The sequence below is a fragment of the uncultured Porphyromonas sp. genome (genome assembly GCF_938039215.1).
In the GTDB taxonomy this organism is placed as follows: domain Bacteria; phylum Bacteroidota; class Bacteroidia; order Bacteroidales; family Porphyromonadaceae; genus Porphyromonas.
The window spans coordinates 30,825-50,866 of record NZ_CALHVI010000055.1 but is presented as its reverse complement, the minus strand read 5'-3'; the positions used below and the strand labels follow the sequence as shown (position 1 = coordinate 50,866).

Genomic DNA, 20,042 nt, shown 5'->3' with positions numbered 1-20,042 from the left:
ATCAGCATTATGAATATCCGTTGCATCCTCTTCGGGGGGCTTCTCGCCTCCCTCTCCTCGCTTAGCTGGCAAGCTCAGGCGCAAGAACCTCAGCGCGTCGAAGCTCACCCTGGTGTCAGCCTCTCCAGACCTCAGCAGACCCGAGGCCTCAAGTGGAAGGTCGCCGTCGGACGCTTCTCCAATGAGACCCAGTACGGCAAAGGCATCTTCTATGATCGGGACAACGATCCCATGGCTAAGCAAGCCCTTGATCTCCTCATGGCGAAGCTAGGCGCTTCGGAGAAGTTCATCCTCCTAGAGCGCAGCGATGCGGACAAGGTAGCCGCTGAAGTAAAGGCCGGCTCTAGCCAACGTATCCCTGCCGACTACCTCATCCTCGGCTCCATCACCGCCTTCGGACGCAAGACAACGGGCTCGGAAGGGGTCTTCACCTCGGAGAAGCGTCAGACTGTCGAGGCTGGTGTCAGCATACGTATCATAGAAGTCTCGACGGGGCAGGTCATCTTCTCTGACGAAGCTAAGGGGCAGGCAGAGACCACGAGCAAGAGCACCCTCGGCTTCGGCGGTAAGGCTGGCTATGATGCGACACTGAGTGACAAGGCTATCTCTGGTGCTATAGACCAGCTCATCGAAGGCATTATCAATAAGTGCAGCGACAAACCTTGGCGCACCTACCTCCTCAGTGCCGACGACGAGGGGATCATCATCGCAGGGGGAGCGAGCCAAGGGATACGCCCCGGGGATGTCTTCACCGTCTACAAGCAGGGCAAGCAGGTGACCAATCCACAGACGGGGGCTACCTTCCGTCTCGCAGGCAAGGCCGTAGCTCAGGTACGAGTAGAGCAGGTGGCAGGAGAGAGCATCGACTCCGAATATGCCATCGCCAGCCTCACCTCTGGCTCATTTGATACGAAGAAGCTCAGCGACTATTACCTCCAGCCCTAATCCCTTCCCTCCCCGCTTACTCATCTCTTAGTCCTACCTCATCATCATGAAGAAGTTCCTCTTCCTCCTCATCGTCCCCCTTCTGCTACTGGGAGTCAGCTCCTGTGGCACCACCGCCTCCGTCACTGGGGGGCTCAATGACGAATCCTATATAGTCATCGCCTCCTCGGGCAAGTATCTTGGGCAGAAGGTCGAAGTGCTCATCGACGAAGTCTCAGCCGTGTCGATCGTCCCCGTCAAGCCCGAGCACGTGACCCGAAGCGCTAAGCGCATCACCATCACACCAGGCAGACATCAGATCGTCGTGCGTGACCGTGCAGGCAATATCCTCTTCGCTAAAGAGATCTTCGTCTCCACACGCACGGCCAAGACCATCACCCTGCGCTAAGGGCTAGGTCTTCCCCTGACATCTCACCTCCCCTAACTTCTCTCTATGACACACCCCTACCTCTTTCGTGGAGTACTGGCCTCTGTGGTAGCAGTACTTCTGGCTAGCTGTGCCACGACTCCCAGCCTCTATGGCTGGGGCAACTATGAGGCTACGAGCTATGCTGTGGCCAAGACCCCGAGTAAGCAGAACCTTCAGCGCCTCATCGAGGTCTACGAAGAGCTCATCACCCATCCCAAGGGCACACGCCAGCTCCCTCCCCCAGGTATCTGTGCCGAGTATGGCTACCTACTCATCAAGCAGGGCAAGCCCGAAGAGGGACGCAAACTCCTCGAGCAGGAGATCGCCCTCTACCCAGAAAGCTCCATCTTCATCCAGACCCTCCTCAAGCGCTTATTCTGATGGCTCTATTACGACGACTACTTAGCCCCGTAGCCATCTCTGCGGCGCTATCTTTACTCCTCCTCTCCTCCTGCGGAGTCACCAAGGGCGATCTGACCCGTGAATCGGCCTATGCCAAAGTATATACCGAGTCCCCTCGCTCCATCCTCCTCATGCCCCCCATCAATGAGACCAATCAGGTGGAGCTGAAGGAGAACTTCTATGCCACCCTGCTTACCCCTCTGGCCGAGCGAGGCTACTATGTCTTCTCGCCCTTCTTGACGCAGGAGCTCTTCCAGCAGGAAGGGGTGAACAACGCAGAGGAACTACTGGAAGCCAACCTCGCCCCCTTCCAGCGGATCTTCGGCGCTGATGCCGCCCTCTTCACCGTGATACATCGCTGGGAGAAGCAGGCTCTGAATGCCCGCATCCTCTTCGATATCTCCTACCACCTGCGCTCGCTGAAGACGGGAGAGAGCCTCTTCGATCGCCGAGTCTCTGGCGAACTAGATACTTCCTCCTACAACTCGGGTGGAGGCCTCTGGGGTGGGCTTGCTCAGCTCGTGACTGACATGCTCGTGACAGCGCTGACGGACAAGGTCGTCGCTGCTCGCCTCGCTAATAGGGAGATCCTCGTAGACCTACCTGCTGGTCCGTATCGTCCCAACTACCACCAAGATCAGAAGACCCTCGTAGACTCCCCCACGAAGAGCGGGGTGCGCCTGAACAGACGCTAGAGTCTCCACGAGCGAACAAACGACTCATCCCCCCAAGCCCCCAGCGACAGCTTCCCGAGCCCATTCGCTGGGGGCTTTCTCTATCTCCAAGCTGGGGAAGGAGCTTCCTCGAAAAGCGCATCCTCGAGGCAAGCTCCTTCCGCCCCACGTCCAAGGGCTCTGGAGCAAGGGCATTGGACTTCTAGTAGAAACTCCGAAGAGGCGCTACTGGTGCTTCCTCGGAGGGAGCAGTAGCGCCTCCTCGGCAGCAAACCTCCCTTCGTAAACGAGGGAAGAGTTTGTATCTTTGCCCCAAGCAACAACGGCGAAGACCTTCGCCCTACGGAAAGAGAAATTGTACAGATACAGAAGCATCCTAGAGGAAGGCAACGAGCTCCTCGACAAACTCCTTCGCTACATCCAGACCTACGAGGCTGGCAGCGAGGCACTCCCCAGCGAGGTACATTGCACCGAGATCTACCGAGGGCGCAATGTCCTCTACCGCCTAGAGAGCCCCGAGGGGGACTATACCATCAAGCACTTCGGGCACCTAGCCCGAGCCCGCCAGATCTACTACGGCTGGACCAATAGTAGCAAGGCGAGACGCTCCTACCTCCACGCACTCCAGCTCCAGAGCCTCGATATCCTCACCCCCGAGCCCATAGGCTACATCGAGCGGTACGACCATCTAGGCGCACTCACCGATAGCTACTACATCACCCGCTACCTAGAGGTGACGGGGAACTCCCTGCACCCTCAGGCTCGTGAGGGATCTGTCAATGAGCACCTCACCCGAGATCTAGCTTTCTTCCTCGCTCAGCTCCACCTCTCTGGAGTTGTCCACGAAGATCTCTCTCCAGGCAACCTCCCCTACATCTACCATCCCAAGAGCGATAGCTACGCCTTCGCCCTTGTGGATCTCAATCGCATGCACTTCTCGGTAAGCGCCCTCGACGAAGCTACGAGCATCAAGAACATGGATCGCCTCTTCGCTCACCCTCGAGCCACCGAGGCCCTTGCCCAAGCCTATGCTGAAGCCCGAGGATGGGACCCCGAGCTCGTCAAGCAGCGACTCAGTCGTGTCTGCGATCGATTCTGGCTCAGTCGCCTGCCGAAGCTCGCCCTACGCTTTGCTGTGAATCATCGGGGTGTCTCCTCCGCCCACTTCCTTCATCTCTATGGGCAGTACCTTCGCTGGCGCCGTCTGCGTCACCTCTGCCCCATCACCTCCCTTCGCTCCCGTCTCCTAGAGCGAGAGCAACGCTTCTACAGCCACTACCTCGAGCCCGAGGATGTGCGTCGTGCCCTAGCCCGTCGTGAGGGCTATACCCACTCCCCTATTCTCTAAAGCCATGGATCTAAAGACCTCGCTCGTCTACCAACTCGCCAAGCTCCGCCTGCGTCGTATCGAGGAGTACTCTAGCCGTCTGGAGGATCTCCAGCAGGAGCAACTCCGCCATATCCTCACACGTGCTGCCCGCACGGACTTCGGTCGCCGACATGGGCTCAGCCGTAGCTCTTCCTACAGCTCCTACAAGGAGGCCGTACCCATCATCGACTACGAAGGCGCTAAGGCCGACATCGAGCGCATGGTGCAGGGCGAACGAGATGTGCTCATCCCTGGTGCTTGTCGCTGGTTCGCCAAATCCAGCGGGACGACGAGTGACCGCAGTAAGTACATCCCCGTACCTTACCTGCATCTACAGGACTGTCACTACCGAGGGGGGAGCGATGCACTATGGCTCTATCTGAGGAACTATCCCGACTCCCGCTTCTTCTCCACCAAGGGGCTTGTCCTCGGGGGAAGCCACAGCCCTATGCCCCTGAGTGGGGGGAAGGCTCAGACAGGCGACCTCAGTTCGATCCTCGTCGAGCACATGCCCCTGCTGGGCAATCTCCTACGTGTCCCCTCCCGAGAGACCCTCCTCATGAGCGAATGGACAGCGAAGATGAAGGCGATCGTCGAAGAGGTGAAGGGGGCTCGTGTGGGTAGTCTCTCTGGTGTCCCCTCATGGATGCTCGTCCTACTGAAGGAGGTCCTCTCCGCCACAGGTCGAGACAATATCTCCGAGGTCTGGCCCGACCTAGAAGTCTTCTTCCACGGCGGGATTAGCTTCTCTCCCTACCGTAGTACCTACGCCGAACTGATCCCCTCGGAGCGGATGCGCTACGAGGAGACGTACAACGCTAGCGAAGGCTTCTTCGCTATCCAGGACGACCCTGCGGAGTCGGGCATGCTCTTGATGCTTGACTACGGGGTCTTCTACGAGTTCATCCCCATGGACGAATTCCCCTCCTCCTCGAGCGACTACAGTAGCGTGCGGGCACGTAGGATACATGAGGTAGAGCTGGGGCGTGACTATGCTCTGGTCATCTCTACCCTCGGCGGTCTCTACCGCTATATCCTAGGCGATACGGTCCGCTTCACCTCGCTCTACCCCCATCGTATCGTGATCACGGGACGGACGAAGCACTTCATCAATGCCTTCGGCGAAGAGGTCATGGTCGCCAATGCCGACGGGGCGCTGGCCGAAGCTTGTAGGCGAGATGGGAAGGCACGAGTAAGCGAATACACAGCCGCTCCATGCTTCTTCCTCGACGAAGGCAAGGGTCGCCATGACTGGCTCATAGAGTTCGAGACCGAGCCCCGTGACCTCGCTACCTTCAGCCGAGATCTAGATGACGCTCTCCGCCAGCTGAACTCCGACTACGATGCCAAGCGCTACGAGGATATGACCCTTCTTCCTCTATCGGTAGAGGTCGCTCCATCGGGGCTCTTCCATCGCTGGCTCGAGGCTGAGGGCAAGCTGGGAGGCCAGCACAAGGTCCCCCGCCTAGCTAATAGCCGCCATTACCTCGATGCGCTCCTTCGCCTCAGAGATGGCGCACCCGATCCCCTCCTTCATCCCTAGCCCTATGAGACGGATATACACACGCATCCTCCTCCTGCTCCTCTACGTCGTCGTCCTCGGCTACGTGCTCTATCCTCGGGGAGCAAACTTCGGCGAAGGCGAAGGCCTTCGCTGGCTACTCGTCATGGGCGGTAGTCTTCTACTCGTCGTCCTACTCTTCCTCCTCCTTCGCTATCGAGAGAAGAAGCGGGAGAGCTACGACTATGGCTATTACCCCAAGGATGAAGAAAAGAAGGAGCCTTAGCTCCACAGCCTCCTACCTAGCAAAAAGGCTGAGCCCCCCGACGGGGACTCAGCCTTTATTCTTCTTAGACACTAGGGCTAACTGAGGAGCCTCCAGACTCCTGCCACGAGGATCGTCGTGAGGATCCCAAGCCCGAGGGGAAGGAGCACCGAGAGGAGCGTCCAGCGTAGGCTGTGCGTCTCCTTGTAGATGGTGTAGATAGTCGTGCTACACGGATGGTGCAGGAGACAGAAGAGCATCAGACAGACGGCAGTCATGAGCGTCCAGCCACCTTGCTGCAGGATGGCAAAGGTCTCCGCATCCCCGCCTTCCATGAGGACACCAGCTTCACCCCCTGCACCTCCGAGCACGAGGGTCGTCAGCATGAGCACCGTGGGCATGACGACCTCATTCGCTGGGATCGCTAGGACATAGGCCAGTAGGATCACCCCGTTGAGTCCCATGAGCCATCCTGGGTAGTCTAGTAGCTGGATCAGATGCTCTGCGATGCTTGCCCCAGCGATGTGGACATTGCACGTCAGCCAGATCAGCGCACCCGCAGGAGCGGCGAAGACGAGGGCTCGCCACAGGACGATCAGTGTTCGGTCGATGAGGGAAGTATAGAGCGTGCGCCAGAACTGCGGGGGGCGGTACGGAGGGAGCTCCAAGTGGAAGGTCGAGACTTCCCCTCTAAGCACCGTATGGGAGAGCACCCACGAAGAGCCAAACATCACCACCACCCCGAGCAAGACGATCCCAAGCACCGAGCCAATACTTGCCAAGCCTCGGTAGGCTGGCGGTACAGCAGCGCCGATAAAGAGCGAAGCTAGCAGGATCTGCGTAGGCCAGCGTCCATTGCAGAGGGAGAAGTTGTTCGTGATGATCGCTATGAGACGCTCTCGCTCGCTATCAATGATACGTGTAGAGACGACCCCAGCAGCGTTGCACCCGAAGCCCATGCTCATCGTCAGAGCCTGCTTGCCATGCGCACCACTGCGACGGAAGAGCTCATCGAGATTGAAAGCCACTCGTGGTAGATACCCAAAGTCCTCCAGCAGGGTGAAGAGCGGGAAGAAGATCGCCATCGGAGGGAGCATCACCGACACCACCCAAGCGGTAGAGAGATAGACCCCATCGACGAGGAAGCCCGTCACCCACCAGGGACTACCCAGTGCCGTGAGCGACTCCTTAAAGAGGGGATGGAGCTTCCCTACCAGTAGATCGCTGAGGAAGGCAGACGGGTAATTAGAGCCTATGATCGTAAGCCAAAAGACTCCCCCCAGCAGTAGAAGCATGATGGGGAAGCCCCACAAGCGACTGGTGAGGATGCGGTCAAGACGCACATCCAGTGGCAAGCGCCCTTCGGCATGAGCCTGCACGATGACTTCGGAGCAGATCCTATAGGCATCGGCATAGATCGCTTCGGTAAGCTGGTCGTGGAAGTTCTCGCCGATCTCGAGGTGGACACGACGGGCGAGCTCTAGGAGCTCTGCTTGGTCGAAGCGCTCGACGATCGAGGGGTCATCCTCGATCAAGCGGTAGGCGATCCATCCACTATTAGGTACATCGGGGTAGAGGGCTTCTACCTTGGCCTGCAGGGCAGCGACTTGCCTAGCGGTATGCTCGGGGAGACTGCTCTGTCGGTAGGGTGTGCAGGTGATCTTCCCTAGAGCTACCGAGTGCATGGCCTCGAGGAGTCTATCCATGCCTTCCCCCGAGCGAGCACTAGCCCCGACGACGGGGATGCCTAGGCGGCGCGAGAGGGCATTCAGGTTGATCTCGATCTTGTTGCGCCTTGCTTCGTCGAGGAGGTTGACGCAGAGCACGGCCTTATCAGTAATCTGAAGTACCTGCAGGAGCAAGTTCATGTTCCGCTCCAGACGTGTAGCATCCGCCACGACGACAGTGACATCGGGGCGGGAGAAGAGGATGAAGTCTCGGGCGATCTCTTCATCCTCTGAAGTCGAGGAGAGGGAGTAAGTCCCAGGGAGGTCTACTATAGTATAGATATCACCTGCGTAGGCGAAGGAGCCTTCGGCCTTTCCCACGGTCTTGCCGGGCCAATTCCCCGTATGCTGTTTGAGTCCCGTCAAGGCATTGAAGACGGTACTCTTCCCCGTATTTGGATTCCCAGCTAAAGCGACGGTGAAGCGGGCATCCTCGGTATGCTCTCCTCGGCGCTGGAGGCTAGCTGCTGGGCACGAAGCACGGGAGCCACAGGTGGGGTTATTCTTCTGATCGGTCATGGGTAGGTCGTTGGATGAGGATATAGCGGGCTTGGTCTTGGCGTAGGGCGATCACGGCACCTCGGACGATGTAGGCCGTAGGGTTACCTAGAGGGCTACGCATATCGATGCTGATGGAGCTTCCCCGCACGAAGCCTAGATCCATCAGGCGGCGGCGCATCGGGCCACGACACGAAGGGGAGAGGCCGACTACCTGAGCCACCTCACCATCCTCAAGGCGCACCAGCCGCTGGATCTGCTCGTGATGCCCCTCCTCCACTTCCTCAGCGAGGGCAGGACGAAGAGAGAGGGCGGTAAGGCTGAAGGTCGGGAGCTCGATCTTCTCTCCTTCGTAGAAGAGCTGGGAGCGAGCACTCTCCAGTCGGTCAAGGCAGAATACCGAGTCACGAGTAAGCCCCACCGCAACAAGGGGGAGGTAGCTCTCGGGCTCGTCATCCTCGATATGTAGGACACGGTACCACTGCCCTACGCTAAGTTCCTCGATCGAAAGACTGTGGGGCAGGCTGGCTTCTGTCCCATGGCTCGTCGGGATCGGGTCGCCATGAGGGTCATAGAGTGGATTACCGAGAAGGATGGCGATGCGCTCGTGCTCCTTCTCAGAGAGCTTGTGCTCTTCGCTATGGGCTAGACGGTGCCAGTCCTCGGGCGAATACCCCGAGTGCTCCGCCAGATACAGCTCATAGAGTCGGTGGGCACGCGTGAGCTCAAGGGCTCGCCGCCGACCGCGCTCTGTGAGATCTAGCGAGCGTGGCTCAATGAAGCCCTCCCGCTCCAGCTCGCTCTGCAGGCACTCGAGCGTATCGGGGCTGAGCCCTAGATCCTTAGAGGTCAAGCGACGGGGAGCCCGATCCTTAGCCTTCTCTAGGTCGTAGAGCTGCTTCAATAGGTCTTCGGCCTCCGTCCTCTGCCGCATGCGGTGAGGGACGAGGTGTAGGCGCTGTAGCCAGCCTAATATATCCAAGGGGCGACGTCGCTTCATAGTCAGTGGGGTTAGTTCGTAGGGACGGGATGGGGCGAAAAGTAAAGATGGCTATACACGCCCCCGTGCATAGCCATCTTATCATGGGTAGCTCCGCGATCGAGCCTCAAAAAGTAAAGGCGCACTTCGCAAGAGTTAAATATGGGGAAGGATCAGCCGAGATAAGGCTTGAGCGTAGCGCAGTGATCACTCTGACGGAGACGACGGATGGCTTTCTCCTTGATCTGGCGGACGCGCTCACGGGTGAGGTTGAACTTCAGGCCGATCTCTTCGAGTGTCATCTCCTGACCGCCGCCGATCCCGAAGAAGAGCTTCACGATCTCCGCTTCACGCTCAGAGAGCTTCGCTAGGACGTGGTCGATCTCCTTGGAGAGCGATTCGTTCATGAGCGTGCGGTCGGCATTGGGAGCATCCTCATTGACGAGGACATCTAGGAGGCTATTGTCTTCGCCCTCGACGAAGGGGGCATCGACAGAGATATGACGGCCCGAGACCTTGAGGGTATCGGTGATCTTGTCTTCGGGGATATTCAGCTCCTTGGCTAGTTCTTCGCTGGAGGGCTTACGCTCGTTCTCCTGCTCGAACTTAGAGAGAGCCTTGGTGATCTTGTTCAGCGTACCGACCTGATTGAGGGGAAGGCGCACGATACGAGCCTGCTCAGCCAGAGCCTGCAGGATCGACTGACGGATCCACCATACAGCGTAAGAGATGAACTTGAAGCCTCGGGTCTCATCGAACTTCTCAGCGGCCTTGATCAAGCCCAGATTACCCTCGTTGATCAAGTCAGGTAGGCTCAAGCCTTGGTTTTGGTACTGCTTAGCCACTGAGACGACGAAGCGGAGGTTAGCACGGGTCATCTTGTCTAGAGCTCGGCGGTCACCACGCTTAATGGCCTGGGCAAGCTCTACCTCTTCCTCGATCGTAATCAGTTCTTCTCGGCCGATCTCTTGTAGATAGCGGTCTAGGGAGGCGCTCTCTCTATTGGTGATCGACTTCGAAATCTTTAGCTGTCTCATTCTTCTTGCTTCCTAAAATTTTCTTGCTCTGCCTCCACTTCCTCTAGGCTCTAGGAGCCCACAGCACAAGGCAAGCGGTCGCACGTGACTTCACCCAATCGGTAGGTCACACACGACGGTTTACTAAATCCTAACTTCAAAAACTACGAATCCTCGAGTGCGTGTAGTGTCTCGACTGCCCTCTTCTCTTTATTGGTGCTCCCTCTTCTGTTACTTATAGGGGCACACCGACCATACGAGTCCCGTGTCGCAGGGCAGGATAGTACAGCATATCAGGGTATGCGTATATGATCCCTTTTGGGTACCATACACCTAGTTAACTGCAAAGATACCACAATTGTTTGGCTTTACCCTCTTTAGGCATTCGCCTTGGGCAGAAATTTGCAGAGCAACGCGAAGAGGTAAAAAGGGACCCACGGTAGGTCGCCGAAAAAACCTACTGTGGGTCGGTCGACCGACCTACCGTAGGTCGTCAAGGCGACCCATAGTGGGTTTGTTTGGGGGTGCTCTAAGGGGAAGCTTTCTTCACTGTCGGTGAGGGGTTCTATTGTCCTTGGAATGAGCCTCTTGTGATGAGTGATTAGGCGTGGGCTTTCCCCGCTACTTGATCTGGCTCTGTTGTGCTTCGATAAGGAGTGCGGATGCTCGGGTCGTCGCACGATGAAGGAGTAGCTCTCGGTGGAGCGAGCTCTGAAGGCGAAGTAAAAAGGTTGCCCTTACTTCTAGATAGGGGCAACCTTGCTGCATGAGAGTGGGATACTATTCAGCGAAGTCTGATGAGTATATCCGTCATCTTCGCCGATCTCCTCTATGCTTAGAGGAGGCTAGCGCTTGTGTCGAGCGAAGAAGCGACGGGCGAAGTCCTTGCAGACGAAGGGCAGGCGTACGAGCTTCTCACCCGAGATGACGGAGCGACAGCGCAGATAGTAGGTGCGCTCGAGCTCGGCTTCTTTGACATGAAAGTCTAGGGTCTGCTCAAAGAGGCTGTTGAGTTCCTCGGCTGTCAGCGTCTTGTCCTTGCGGTGGAAGCGTGCGGCGAGATCCTTCGAGCCCATCCATAGGGAGAAGCGCTTATCGTCCAGTTCGTTGAGGATCGTCATGAGCGCATCGATCTCCGTCGTCGATAGGTCTAGCTCCTTGATGAGGAAGGCTCTCTTCTCCTGACGAACCTTCTCACGCATGGCATGCTTCGCCTGCTCTGTCATAGGCTTCTTCTTCTGAGGGCTAGCTGCCTCTGCTGAGACAAAGAAGGTCAGGGTAAGTAGGAGGTATAGGAATCGCTTCATTGTAGACTCGGATGTTAGTAAGAAGTCAAGGTGGCGGTGGGAGCAGAGAGCGTGCCCTCCAGCTCGCTGTAGTAGGTTGAGTAGCCTTCGGATGCGGTCATGCGCTCTCCGTAGTCGGCATAGTACTCGGCATATTCATCGTCTGTGCTCTGGATCGCCTCAGTCTTAGCTACCTGCTTGGACTCTATGTTGGGGCGGAAAGCACGGAAGATGAGGTTCATCGAGACGAACATCGCCGCAAGGTAGACGATGGGGCGCAAGCGTATCCATAGCGTAGGCTTAGCCTGAGGAAGAGCTTCCTCGGGTTGGCCTTCGGGGATCTGTGCCATGATCCGATCCTCCAGAGTATCGAAGTACCCTGAGGGGACGCTGTAGTGCGCTTGGCTCTCTTCGGCTGATGGGAGATTCGGTTGCTTATTCATACATCAATCAAGAAGTCCGAGTTCGGGACTTCATCTCTGTGACAATTGATAGAAGCGAAGGTTTATTTATCCTCTTGGAGGAAGTCAGTTACTTTCTTCACTGCGTGGTGGTAGGAGGCCTTGAGTGCCCCCTCTGAAGTCCCCGTGAGTGCTGCCATCTGATCGTAGGGGAGCTCGTCGTAGTATCTCAGACGGAAGACTAACTGCTGCTTGGGAGGGAGGCTGAGGATCGCCTTCTGCAGACGTAGCTCTGCTGCATCGGCATCGAAGTATTCGTCTGCGGTGAGTCGATCGAGGAGGTAGAGGGAGTCCCCTTCGTCCGAAGGGGTGAGGATGTGCTCCTCTTCGTGACGGCGCTTCTTCAGGAAGTTCAAAGCTTCGTAGAGGGCGATGCGGTAGAGCCAAGTCGAGACCTTCGCTTCGCCACGGAAACCCTCGATGGCTTCCCAAGCCTTGATGAAGACATTCTGCACGAGATCGTCCGCATCCTCATGGACATAGACCATCCGTCGGATCTGCCAGTAGATCTGCTGAGAATAGAGGCGTACGACTGTGGCGAAGGCTTCTCTTCGACGCTTGGGATCGGCAAGGGCTTCTTGGAGCTCTTCTTCGGTGATCACGGGGCGAGTCATGAGCGGCTCTTCTTGGGCTTAGAGGGTGCGGGTACCTCGGGAGCAAGGATGGTATAGGCTAGTTCTCCTCGGAGCGAAAGGCTGACTTCAAGCGTCCCGCCAGAGAGGAGCTGTCCGTCGAGGATGAGCTCGACGCACTTGTCCTCGACGAGCTGTTGTAGACGGCGACGCAGAGGACGAGCACCCATCGTGCGGTGGCTTTCGTCAAGAGCTAAGTAGCGCTTAGCCTCATCCGAGAGGGTGAGCTTGTAGCCCGAGGCCAAGAGGCGCTGAGCGATCGGAGCAAGTTCCAGCTCCGTGATCTTAGAGAGCGACTCATCGCTGAGGCTGTCGAAGGCAACGATCTCATCCAGACGACCGAGGAACTCAGGGCTGAAGGTGCGCTCCAGCGCCTTGCGGACGATACCATTCCTTCTACTGCTCTCATCACGCTCCGTAGAGAATCCGATCCCTCGAGCGAAGGCCTTAGCCTCACGGGAGCCGACGTTGCTGGTCATGATGATGATCGTATTGCGGAAGTCTACCGTGCGCCCTTCGGTGTCAGTCAGACGACCATCATCGAGGACTTGTAGCAGGATGTTGTAGATGTCGGGATGGGCCTTCTCGATCTCATCCAGGAGGACAAGACGATGAGGCTTGGTGCGAACGGGCTCGGTCAGCTCTCCTCCTTCGCCGAAACCGATATAGCCCGGAGGTGCTCCGATCAGGCGAGAGACGGCAAAGCGCTCGGAGAATTCGCTCATGTCGATGCGTACCATCGCCTCTTCACTACCGAAGAGTTCCTTGGCAAGAGCCTTAGCGAGATAAGTCTTCCCTACCCCCGTAGGCCCGAGGAAGAGGAAGGAAGCGATGGGTCGCTGTCCATCTCTTAGTCCAAGGCGAGCACGCTGGATAGCACGGCTGACGGTACCCACGGCATGATCCTGACCGATGATGCGGAGCTTGAGAGCGGAGGGGAGCTCACGCAGACGCTCCAGCTCGGTCTTGTCTTCGATCTGATCTAGGGGGACATTGATGAGGCGGGATAGCCCTCTGAGGGTGTCGGCTGGGGTGACTTGCATACGAGCACCGAGGTTCTTGCCGTAGAAGAGTCGTCCGTTGCGGCGGCGTGCTTCGCCTCCTGCCGCATCGAGAAGCTCAGAGAGGGCAAAGAGGCGGGGTAAATGTGTCAGGTAGCGCTCGGCGAGTGCTTGGTGTTCGGAGAAGTCCTGCTGGAAGTTGACTCGGTAGAAGTCTGCGATCTGTCCCCTACGCTTCTGATAGGCTTGTCTGAGTCGCTCTCCAGAGAGGGGCTCTAGCGAATACTTCACGACCGAGCGAGCTATGCCCTCACTACGTTCGACAGACTGAGTGTAGCCCGATGGGGTCGTCGTACAGATGCACTGCAGACCACGCTGTGTAAGGCCGAGGAGTAGCAGCTCAAGGAGATCAATACCTCCCCCTCGGCTCGAGCTCTTGAGGATCTGTATATCCTCGAGGTAGAGCAGGGTGGTGGGGTGTGCTTCCAGTTGCTCGAAGAGGGAGTGTAGGAATTGCTCCGCTCCACCCATCATCTGTCCTGTGATGAGGAGGCGGGAGAGGTTGAGCTGGAGGATACTTGTGTAGCGGAAGCCCTGAGGAGGATAGACTTGATTGGAGTCTCGGGAGCCTCGTGTCTCATCGGTCGAGAGGCGTTCACGCTCAAGGGACCGAGCAAGGGCTAGGATCAGCTCCCTCTTCCCTGAGTGTGGCTCTCCGACGATGACGGGCGAGCAGCGACGTTCACGAGCAAGGATCTGGAAGATGGAGCCGATCTCCTCTTCATAGATATTGTCGGACACTGCTTCTTGGCTGTAGAGCCCTCGGTCATCGATGAGCTCTTGCCCAAACTCCTCATAGGGGAAGCCCGCCTTGCGCTTTCCCTTCGAAGGGATCCCCTCCAGCATCTTGTCTACCTGAGCACCGATGGAGTCGGCGAGCTGATTGAGTAGCTCTTCGTCGGGAATATAGCGTCCATCCTTCCCTTGAGAGAAGGCGGCGATGGGGATGAAGTCTCTATTGAGTTGGACGGCTGCTCTGCGTACTTGGAGTTCTTTGCGAGGAGAGGAGCCTGAGGGAGCCTGCTCTCGGAGTCGATCCATCTGAAGGAGCTGTCCCACGTACTTGATCTCATCGTCCTGCTCTTCGGTGATCCCATGTCGGGAGAGGAAAGCAGAGAGCAGAGAGAAGGAGGGACTAAAGATCAAGCTATAGAGAATGTATAGTGGGCTGATAGCAGGCGCACCAACGAAGGCTGAGATACGAGCTGCACGAGCTAGGACCTCATGCGCATCAAGGCTATAAGGCAGATGTCCCTCTGTCCGACCCAGAGAGGGACCCAGATGATCCTCTAGATCCTGTAGTAGCTCGGAGATGGAGAGCTGTCTATTGGTGAGGAAGGTGACCGCTCTATTCGTGCCCTCCTTGAGGATGCCCCACAAGAGAAGGTCTGGGGTGAGCTCGGCTCGTCCCAGCTCTTGAGCATGCTCGGTAGCTAGCTCTAGGGCACTTCGGAAGGTGTCAGTATAGTTGTATTTCATGCCTTGTCTGTCGTGGCTTGCTTGACGAGAGTAGGGAGGGGAGAGCTTCTCTACTAGGCCTTCATCTGGATAGCATGAAGCTTGGCATAGTGTCCGTCGAGAGCGAGGAGCTCTTCATGAGTGCCCTGCTCGACGATGCGTCCACCATCGACGACGCAGATCACGTCGGCATGGATGATCGTAGAGAGCCGGTGAGCGATGACGATGGTCGTGCGCCCAGACATGAGGCGGTCAAGGGCATTCTGTACGAGTCGTTCGCTCTTGGTGTCTAGAGCCGAGGTTGCTTCGTCGAGGATAAGGATCGGAGGATTCTTGAAGACGGCACGAGCGATCGATAGGCGCTGGCGCTGACCTCCGGAGAGTTTACCGCCTCGGTCGCCGATGTTCGACTGGTAGCCCTGGGGCATCTCTTGGATGAACTCATCGGCATGAGCTACTTCGGCAGCACGACGAACTGCCTCCTCTTGAGCCCCATCGACCCCGAAGGCGATGTTGTCGAAGACCGAGGCGTTGAAGAGGATGGGCTCTTGGTTCACATTGCCCATGAGTCGGCGTAGATCGGAGACCGATACTTCACGGATATCTGTCCCGTCGATGCAGATGCGCCCCTCGACGACATCGTAGAAGCGAGGGATGAGGTCTACAAGGGTGGTCTTCCCCGAGCCCGAGTGTCCGACCAGAGCAACGGTCTGCCCCTTACGGATCTTGAGATTGACATCCCTCAGTACCCACTCTTCGGCATAGCGGAAGGAGACATGCTCCAGCTCGATGGAGTCTTCGAAGGTCACGGGCTTGGGCTGCACGGGATCGACGATGGAGCTCTCAGCCTTGAGGATGCGGTCGACACGCTCCATCGATCCCATCCCCTTGCGGATGGCATAGGCTCCCTTGCTGAGGTCCTTGAGCGGGTTGATCAAGCTGTAGAAGATCACCAGATAGTAGATGAAGGTCGAAGCCGTGATGCTACTCTCTTGATTGAGGATGAGCGATCCGCCGTACCAGAGGACGATGGCGATGGTGATGGTGCCAAGGAGCTCGCTCACGGGGTGGGCAAGGAGCTGTCGGCGACTTACCCCCATGACGGTGTGGCGGTACTCCTCATTGGAGCGAACGAAGCGTCCTTCGACGAACTCTTCGGCGGTGAAGGCCTTGACGATGCGAAGTCCACCGAGGGTTTCCTCTACTTGGCTGATGAGCTGCCCCCACTGGTTCTGTGCCTCTAGGCTGGTGCGCTTGAGGCTCTTGCCCACACGTCCCATGATGAAGCCCGCCAGCGGAAGGACAAGAAGGACGAAGAGTGTGAGCTGCCAGCTGATCAAGAGCATTGAGCCGAGGTAGACGAAGATGAGGATGGGGTTCTTCAGTAGGAGGTCGAGCGAACTCATCACGGAGTTCTCCACCTCCCCGACATCCCCCGTGATGCGTGCTAGTACATCGCCCTTGCGCTCTTCGCTGAAGAAGGCCAGAGGGAGGTCAAGGATCTTGCGGTTCAGCTGATTGCGTAGGTCTCGTACGACCCCCGTGCGGATGGGGATGAGGAAGAAGCCTCCGAGATAGGTAGCCCCTACCTTCAGTAGGGTCATCAAGATCAAGTAGATCCCGAGGATCACCAGCGTGTAGGAAGCTCCCTTCGTCTCGATCATATTGGAGATGAAGTAGCCGAAGTTATTGGTCACGACATGTGTCAGTTCGGACCAGCCCGCCCGTGTGGTGAGGTCGAGGGAGCTAAAAGGGATGTAAGTCGTGACCCGTTCCTCGATCTGGAAGAGGATGTTTAGGATCGGCATCACTAGGGAGAAGGCCACCAGATTGAGGAGGGCGCTAAGGATGTTGAAGGCGACCGCAAGGCTCAGATAGCCCTTGTAATAGGGGGCTATGAAGCGGCGGATCAACATGAATATATCTTTCATCTACTTGTCTAGTTGCCTTGCTCTTCCCCCTAGCGGTCTTCGCATCAGAGGGCTCTAAGGCAAATTCGTCTATTACAATTATTATACCAAAGATACGACATTACCTCGACCTCAGACTCTGAGCTATAGAGCAAGGCTTATTTGACGCATCAGAGCAAGGGGCGGGTGATCCCGATTTGTATTGCCGAGCTCCCCTCAGGTGCTGGGCGAAGATCCAGCCCTAAAGTGGGGGAATGGGGCATCGCTCCAGAGTGTGCTCTTGGGAGAGCCTCCAGAGTGACCCACGGTAGGTCGCTTCGACGACCTACCGTGGGTCGTCCCTGCGACCTACTGTGGGTCGTCTCACCGACCTACCGTAGGTTTTTCTTGCGACCTACGGTAGGGTTCATTTGGTGCTCTTCTTAGGTGGCGGGTTTGTCTCGTCTAGTCCGTGAAGAGAGAGGTGCTTACAAAAGAGAGAGAGACCCTCATAAGTCTCCTTATGGGGGCCTCTCTTAGGATAGCTAGGAGTAAGGGCGTGTGCCTTACTTCGTGTTCTTAGCGAGGATCTCCTTGACGGTGTCGATCTCAAGCGTGTGAGCTGCACCAGTCTGGCCGATCGTACCGCTCATGTAAGCAGCCTGAGTCTCAAGAGAGAGCAGACCATCCTTGATGAAGCTTTCGATACCAGCTGCAAGGCGGCTCTTGGCGCAAGAAGCATCTTCTGCGTAGTGAGCAGTGACACCGTAGCTCAGAGCGAGACGGCGAGCCAGCGTAGCATCGTAGCAGATAGCGCAGACGGGGACCGTAGCACGGAAGGAAGAGAGGTAGCGAGCCGTACGACCCGTGAAGCTATCGGTGATGATGGCTTCGGTGTCGATCTGGTCTACGCTGCGGACAGCCTGCTTGGAGAGGAAGGCGGTCGTGGTGCTGACTTCCTTGGAGTAAGGAACTTCGGTAGAGAATTCGCGTTCGAGGGTCGTCTCAGCTTCGCGGATGATGCTAGCCATGGTCTGGACAGCCTCCAGAGGATACTTACCGTTAGCCGTTTCACCCGAGAGCATCACAGCGTCGGTGCGGTAGTAGACAGCGTTAGCGATGTCACTTACTTCAGCACGGGTAGGCAGTGGGTTGTCGATCATGGTGTGTAGCATCTGCGTAGCGACGATGACAGGACGCTTAGCAGCGATACACTTCTTGATGATCATGCGCTGGATAGAGGGGACCTTCTCAGCGGGGACTTCGATAGCGAGGTCACCACGAGCGATCATGATCCCGTAGCAAGAGTCGATGATCTCGTCGATGTTGTCTACACCTTCCTGATTTTCGATCTTAGCGATGATCTTGATATCGCTGTTGTGCTCATCGAGGATAGTCTGGATCTCTTCGATGTCCTTCTTGTTACGGACGAAAGAGTGAGCGATGAACTCGATCTTCTGAGGGATAGAGTGCAGGATGTTGTTGCGGTCCTTCTCGGTGAGTGAAGGCAGATCGATGCGTACGCCAGGGACGTTCACGCTCTTGCGGCTACCGAGCTTACCGTTGTTCTGGCAGACGGTGTGGAGCTTGTCGCCTTCCTTCTCTACTACGTCGAATGCAAGAGCACCGTCGTCGAGGAGGATACGAGCACCGACGGGTACGTCGTGGACGAAGTTGACATAGTTGACATTGATCACTTCGTTGTTCGTCTTCGCTTCGGGGTTAGCTTGGAAGATGACCTTATCGCCCGCATGGAATTCGCGCTTTACTTCAGCGTCGCCTTCGAGGACGGTCGTACGTACTTCTGGGCCCTTGGTATCCAGGAGGACAGCGACATTAGGAGAGACAGCACGGGTGTTGTTGATGACCGTGGTGATCCCTTCCTTGGTCATGTGGGCGGTGTTCATACGGACGACATTGACACCTGCCTCTACGAGCGGACGGATGAAATCTACGTCGCAACGTAGATCCGAGATAGTAGCTACAATCTTTGTTTTCTTCATAATTCCTATTTGGGTAATAAACTATCTGTTTGGATGGGGGGTAGTACTCCCGAGTATGGCCTCGATGGCTAGACGATAGCCATCCATCCCGAAGCCTACGATGACTCCCTGACAAGCACTCGAGAGGAGCGAACGCTGGCGGAGCTCTTCACGCTGATAGACGTTGGAGATATGGACTTCGATGGTGGGGGGAGTGATGGCTCTCAGAGCATCTGCTAGAGCCAGAGAAGTATGGGTGTAGGCACCTGCATTGAGGATGAAGGCATCTACGCCGGCATCATGGCTCTCATAGAGCCGATCGATAAGTGCCCCCTCGTGGTTCGACTGGAAGTAGGTCAGTCTCAGGCGATCATCGTAGAGCTGGTGCAGCGTCTCCAGATAGGCCTCCATCGACACGGTGCCGTAGATCCCTGGCTCACGCTCCCCTAGCCTATTTAGGTTGGGGCCGTTGATGATCTCTATCCACATTTGTTCCTTGCTGGGGGGTATTCTTTTTGTCTGCTTATCTTACCTTTGCAAAGATAATTTAAAATTCTCACTTTCGTGATGTTGCCCTCCGATATCCGCACCCAATTCCTCTCCTATCTTCGCTTCGAACTCAACCTCTCTGCCAACACCTGTGAGGCCTACCTCTCCGATGTTGATAAACTCTTGAGTTACCTCGATTCTGAAGGGATCGAGATGGCAGAGGTCGACTATCCTCGGCTGCAACATTTCATTGCGACCCTGCATGATCTGGGCATCAGTCCCACATCCGTCTCCCGTATCATCTCGGGGATCCGCTCCTTTGGGCGCTATCTGCTGCTGGAGGGCTATATCGAGACGGATCCCACGGCACTGCTGGAGGTGCCACGCAAGGGGCGCTACCTACCTACGGTACTTACCACCGAAGAGATCGATCGGATCATCGAAGCGGCAGGGAGCAAAGGCGGGGTCGAAGGCCAGCGCAATCGTGCCATCATCGAGGTGCTCTTCAGCTGTGGCCTACGGGTGAGCGAACTGTGTCACCTGACCTTCCCTGACCTCTTCCTTGACGAAGGTTATCTGCGTGTACAGGGTAAGGGGAGCAAGCAACGCCTTGTCCCGCTGAGCGCAGCTGCCGTCCAAGAGATCTCACGCTACCTAAGTGATCCCGACCGAGCGACCCCTCGCCGAGGACAAGAGGATTATGTCTTCCTCAGCCGTCTGGGCAAGGCAATATCTCGTATCACCGTCTTCGTCCTCATCCGTGAAGCTGCTCAGTCGGCAGGCATCACGAAGACGATCAGCCCCCATACCTTCCGCCACAGCTTCGCCACGGCGCTGCTCGAAGGCGGTGCTAACCTCCAAGCGATCCAACTGATGCTGGGCCATGAAGACATCGCCACGACCGAGATCTATACCCACATCGACCGCTCGAAGCTCCGAGAGCAGATCGAGAACTTCCATCCACGCAATCGCAAGTAGCGATTTTCCAATTTTTTCCAC

The 20,042-nt window shown here is 56.8% G+C and carries 18 protein-coding genes; 8 read left to right on the top strand and 10 right to left on the bottom strand.

What is annotated here, in order from left to right; translation table 11 throughout:
* Nucleotides 1-9: 9 nt before the first annotated feature.
* The 7 genes from Q0336_RS07510 to Q0336_RS07480 all read left to right on the top strand — a co-directional run bounded on the left by Q0336_RS07510 (nt 10) and on the right by Q0336_RS07480 (nt 5,586).
* A complete protein-coding gene (locus tag Q0336_RS07510) occupies nt 10-945 on the top strand; it encodes a CsgG/HfaB family protein (RefSeq protein WP_298527323.1) in 936 nt (311 codons plus the stop codon).
* A 46-nt stretch (nt 946-991) separates the two neighbouring features.
* Nucleotides 992-1,333 carry a hypothetical protein gene (locus Q0336_RS07505; protein WP_298527322.1) on the top strand — a complete coding sequence of 114 codons (342 nt, stop codon included), beginning with the start codon at nt 992-994 and terminating at the stop codon, nt 1,331-1,333.
* Between the two features lie 45 nt (nt 1,334-1,378).
* The gene (locus tag Q0336_RS07500) at nt 1,379-1,735 is read left to right on the top strand and encodes a DUF4810 domain-containing protein (protein ID WP_298527305.1); all 357 of its coding nucleotides are present in this window, start codon (nt 1,379-1,381) and stop codon (nt 1,733-1,735) included.
* Nucleotides 1,735-2,451, top strand: coding sequence for a GNA1162 family protein (locus Q0336_RS07495; RefSeq protein ID WP_298527304.1), 717 nt, complete (start codon nt 1,735-1,737; stop codon nt 2,449-2,451). The genes Q0336_RS07500 and Q0336_RS07495 overlap by 1 nt, the downstream gene beginning before the upstream one ends.
* Nucleotides 2,452-2,785: 334 nt before the next feature.
* Nucleotides 2,786-3,778 (top strand): lipopolysaccharide kinase InaA family protein, encoded by a 993-nt coding sequence (locus tag Q0336_RS07490; RefSeq protein ID WP_298527302.1) that lies wholly within the window; start codon nt 2,786-2,788, stop codon nt 3,776-3,778.
* A 4-nt stretch (nt 3,779-3,782) separates the two neighbouring features.
* Nucleotides 3,783-5,342, top strand: coding sequence for a GH3 auxin-responsive promoter family protein (locus Q0336_RS07485; protein ID WP_298527299.1), 1,560 nt, complete (start codon nt 3,783-3,785; stop codon nt 5,340-5,342).
* A gap of 4 nt (nt 5,343-5,346) precedes the next feature.
* Nucleotides 5,347-5,586, top strand: coding sequence for a hypothetical protein (locus tag Q0336_RS07480; protein WP_298527296.1), 240 nt, complete (start codon nt 5,347-5,349; stop codon nt 5,584-5,586).
* Nucleotides 5,587-5,663: 77 nt separating this feature from the next.
* Here Q0336_RS07480 and feoB read toward each other — a convergent pair whose 3' ends face one another.
* The 10 genes from feoB to aroQ all read right to left on the bottom strand — a co-directional run bounded on the left by feoB (nt 5,664) and on the right by aroQ (nt 19,043).
* Nucleotides 5,664-7,811 carry a ferrous iron transport protein B gene (gene feoB / locus Q0336_RS07475; protein ID WP_298527293.1) on the bottom strand — a complete coding sequence of 716 codons (2,148 nt, stop codon included), beginning with the start codon at nt 7,809-7,811 and terminating at the stop codon, nt 5,664-5,666.
* Nucleotides 7,792-8,790 carry a metal-dependent transcriptional regulator gene (locus Q0336_RS07470; protein ID WP_298527290.1) on the bottom strand — a complete coding sequence of 333 codons (999 nt, stop codon included), beginning with the start codon at nt 8,788-8,790 and terminating at the stop codon, nt 7,792-7,794. The genes feoB and Q0336_RS07470 overlap by 20 nt, the downstream gene beginning before the upstream one ends.
* A gap of 152 nt (nt 8,791-8,942) precedes the next feature.
* On the bottom strand, nt 8,943-9,806 hold the full coding sequence (locus Q0336_RS07465) for an RNA polymerase sigma factor RpoD/SigA (protein ID WP_021667207.1): 864 nt from the start codon (nt 9,804-9,806) through the stop codon (nt 8,943-8,945).
* An 824-nt stretch (nt 9,807-10,630) separates the two neighbouring features.
* Nucleotides 10,631-11,092, bottom strand: a complete 462-nt coding sequence (locus Q0336_RS07460; protein ID WP_298527287.1) for a hypothetical protein — start codon at nt 11,090-11,092, stop codon at nt 10,631-10,633.
* A 14-nt stretch (nt 11,093-11,106) separates the two neighbouring features.
* Nucleotides 11,107-11,514 (bottom strand): hypothetical protein, encoded by a 408-nt coding sequence (locus Q0336_RS07455; RefSeq protein WP_298527282.1) that lies wholly within the window; start codon nt 11,512-11,514, stop codon nt 11,107-11,109.
* Between the two features lie 62 nt (nt 11,515-11,576).
* Entirely contained in the window at nt 11,577-12,146 is a 570-nt protein-coding gene (locus tag Q0336_RS07450) for a sigma-70 family RNA polymerase sigma factor (RefSeq protein WP_298527279.1), read from the bottom strand.
* Nucleotides 12,143-14,704 (bottom strand): ATP-dependent Clp protease ATP-binding subunit, encoded by a 2,562-nt coding sequence (locus Q0336_RS07445; protein WP_298527276.1) that lies wholly within the window; start codon nt 14,702-14,704, stop codon nt 12,143-12,145. The genes Q0336_RS07450 and Q0336_RS07445 overlap by 4 nt, the downstream gene beginning before the upstream one ends.
* A 53-nt stretch (nt 14,705-14,757) precedes the next feature.
* The gene (locus Q0336_RS07440; protein WP_298527273.1) at nt 14,758-16,614 is read right to left on the bottom strand and encodes an ABC transporter ATP-binding protein; all 1,857 of its coding nucleotides are present in this window, start codon (nt 16,612-16,614) and stop codon (nt 14,758-14,760) included.
* A gap of 524 nt (nt 16,615-17,138) precedes the next feature.
* The gene (gene pyk / locus Q0336_RS07435) at nt 17,139-18,575 is read right to left on the bottom strand and encodes a pyruvate kinase (RefSeq protein WP_298527270.1); all 1,437 of its coding nucleotides are present in this window, start codon (nt 18,573-18,575) and stop codon (nt 17,139-17,141) included.
* Nucleotides 18,576-18,596: 21 nt separating this feature from the next.
* Nucleotides 18,597-19,043, bottom strand: coding sequence for a type II 3-dehydroquinate dehydratase (gene aroQ, locus Q0336_RS07430; RefSeq protein ID WP_298527267.1), 447 nt, complete (start codon nt 19,041-19,043; stop codon nt 18,597-18,599).
* Nucleotides 19,044-19,121: 78 nt separating this feature from the next.
* Here aroQ and Q0336_RS07425 point away from each other — a divergent pair, with 78 nt between their 5' ends.
* Nucleotides 19,122-20,021 carry a site-specific tyrosine recombinase gene (locus tag Q0336_RS07425; protein ID WP_298527263.1) on the top strand — a complete coding sequence of 300 codons (900 nt, stop codon included), beginning with the start codon at nt 19,122-19,124 and terminating at the stop codon, nt 20,019-20,021.
* Nucleotides 20,022-20,042: the final 21 nt, after the last annotated feature.

What these genes read in the sequence shown, in the direction of transcription:
- Q0336_RS07510 (WP_298527323.1), top strand. Translation starts at nt 10, where the DNA reads ATGAATATCCGTTGCATCCTCTTCGGGGGGCTTCTCGCCTCCCTCTCC.
- Q0336_RS07505 (WP_298527322.1), top strand. Translation starts at nt 992, where the DNA reads ATGAAGAAGTTCCTCTTCCTCCTCATCGTCCCCCTTCTGCTACTGGGA.
- Q0336_RS07500 (WP_298527305.1), top strand. Translation starts at nt 1,379, where the DNA reads ATGACACACCCCTACCTCTTTCGTGGAGTACTGGCCTCTGTGGTAGCA.
- Q0336_RS07495 (WP_298527304.1), top strand. Translation starts at nt 1,735, where the DNA reads ATGGCTCTATTACGACGACTACTTAGCCCCGTAGCCATCTCTGCGGCG.
- Q0336_RS07485 (WP_298527299.1), top strand. Translation starts at nt 3,783, where the DNA reads ATGGATCTAAAGACCTCGCTCGTCTACCAACTCGCCAAGCTCCGCCTG.
- Q0336_RS07480 (WP_298527296.1), top strand. Translation starts at nt 5,347, where the DNA reads ATGAGACGGATATACACACGCATCCTCCTCCTGCTCCTCTACGTCGTC.
- feoB (WP_298527293.1), bottom strand. Translation starts at nt 7,811, where the DNA reads ATGACCGATCAGAAGAATAACCCCACCTGTGGCTCCCGTGCTTCGTGC.
- Q0336_RS07470 (WP_298527290.1), bottom strand. Translation starts at nt 8,790, where the DNA reads ATGAAGCGACGTCGCCCCTTGGATATATTAGGCTGGCTACAGCGCCTA.
- Q0336_RS07465 (WP_021667207.1), bottom strand. Translation starts at nt 9,806, where the DNA reads ATGAGACAGCTAAAGATTTCGAAGTCGATCACCAATAGAGAGAGCGCC.
- Q0336_RS07460 (WP_298527287.1), bottom strand. Translation starts at nt 11,092, where the DNA reads ATGAAGCGATTCCTATACCTCCTACTTACCCTGACCTTCTTTGTCTCA.
- Q0336_RS07455 (WP_298527282.1), bottom strand. Translation starts at nt 11,514, where the DNA reads ATGAATAAGCAACCGAATCTCCCATCAGCCGAAGAGAGCCAAGCGCAC.
- Q0336_RS07450 (WP_298527279.1), bottom strand. Translation starts at nt 12,146, where the DNA reads ATGACTCGCCCCGTGATCACCGAAGAAGAGCTCCAAGAAGCCCTTGCC.
- Q0336_RS07445 (WP_298527276.1), bottom strand. Translation starts at nt 14,704, where the DNA reads ATGAAATACAACTATACTGACACCTTCCGAAGTGCCCTAGAGCTAGCT.
- Q0336_RS07440 (WP_298527273.1), bottom strand. Translation starts at nt 16,614, where the DNA reads ATGAAAGATATATTCATGTTGATCCGCCGCTTCATAGCCCCCTATTAC.
- pyk (WP_298527270.1), bottom strand. Translation starts at nt 18,575, where the DNA reads ATGAAGAAAACAAAGATTGTAGCTACTATCTCGGATCTACGTTGCGAC.
- aroQ (WP_298527267.1), bottom strand. Translation starts at nt 19,043, where the DNA reads ATGTGGATAGAGATCATCAACGGCCCCAACCTAAATAGGCTAGGGGAG.
- Q0336_RS07425 (WP_298527263.1), top strand. Translation starts at nt 19,122, where the DNA reads ATGTTGCCCTCCGATATCCGCACCCAATTCCTCTCCTATCTTCGCTTC.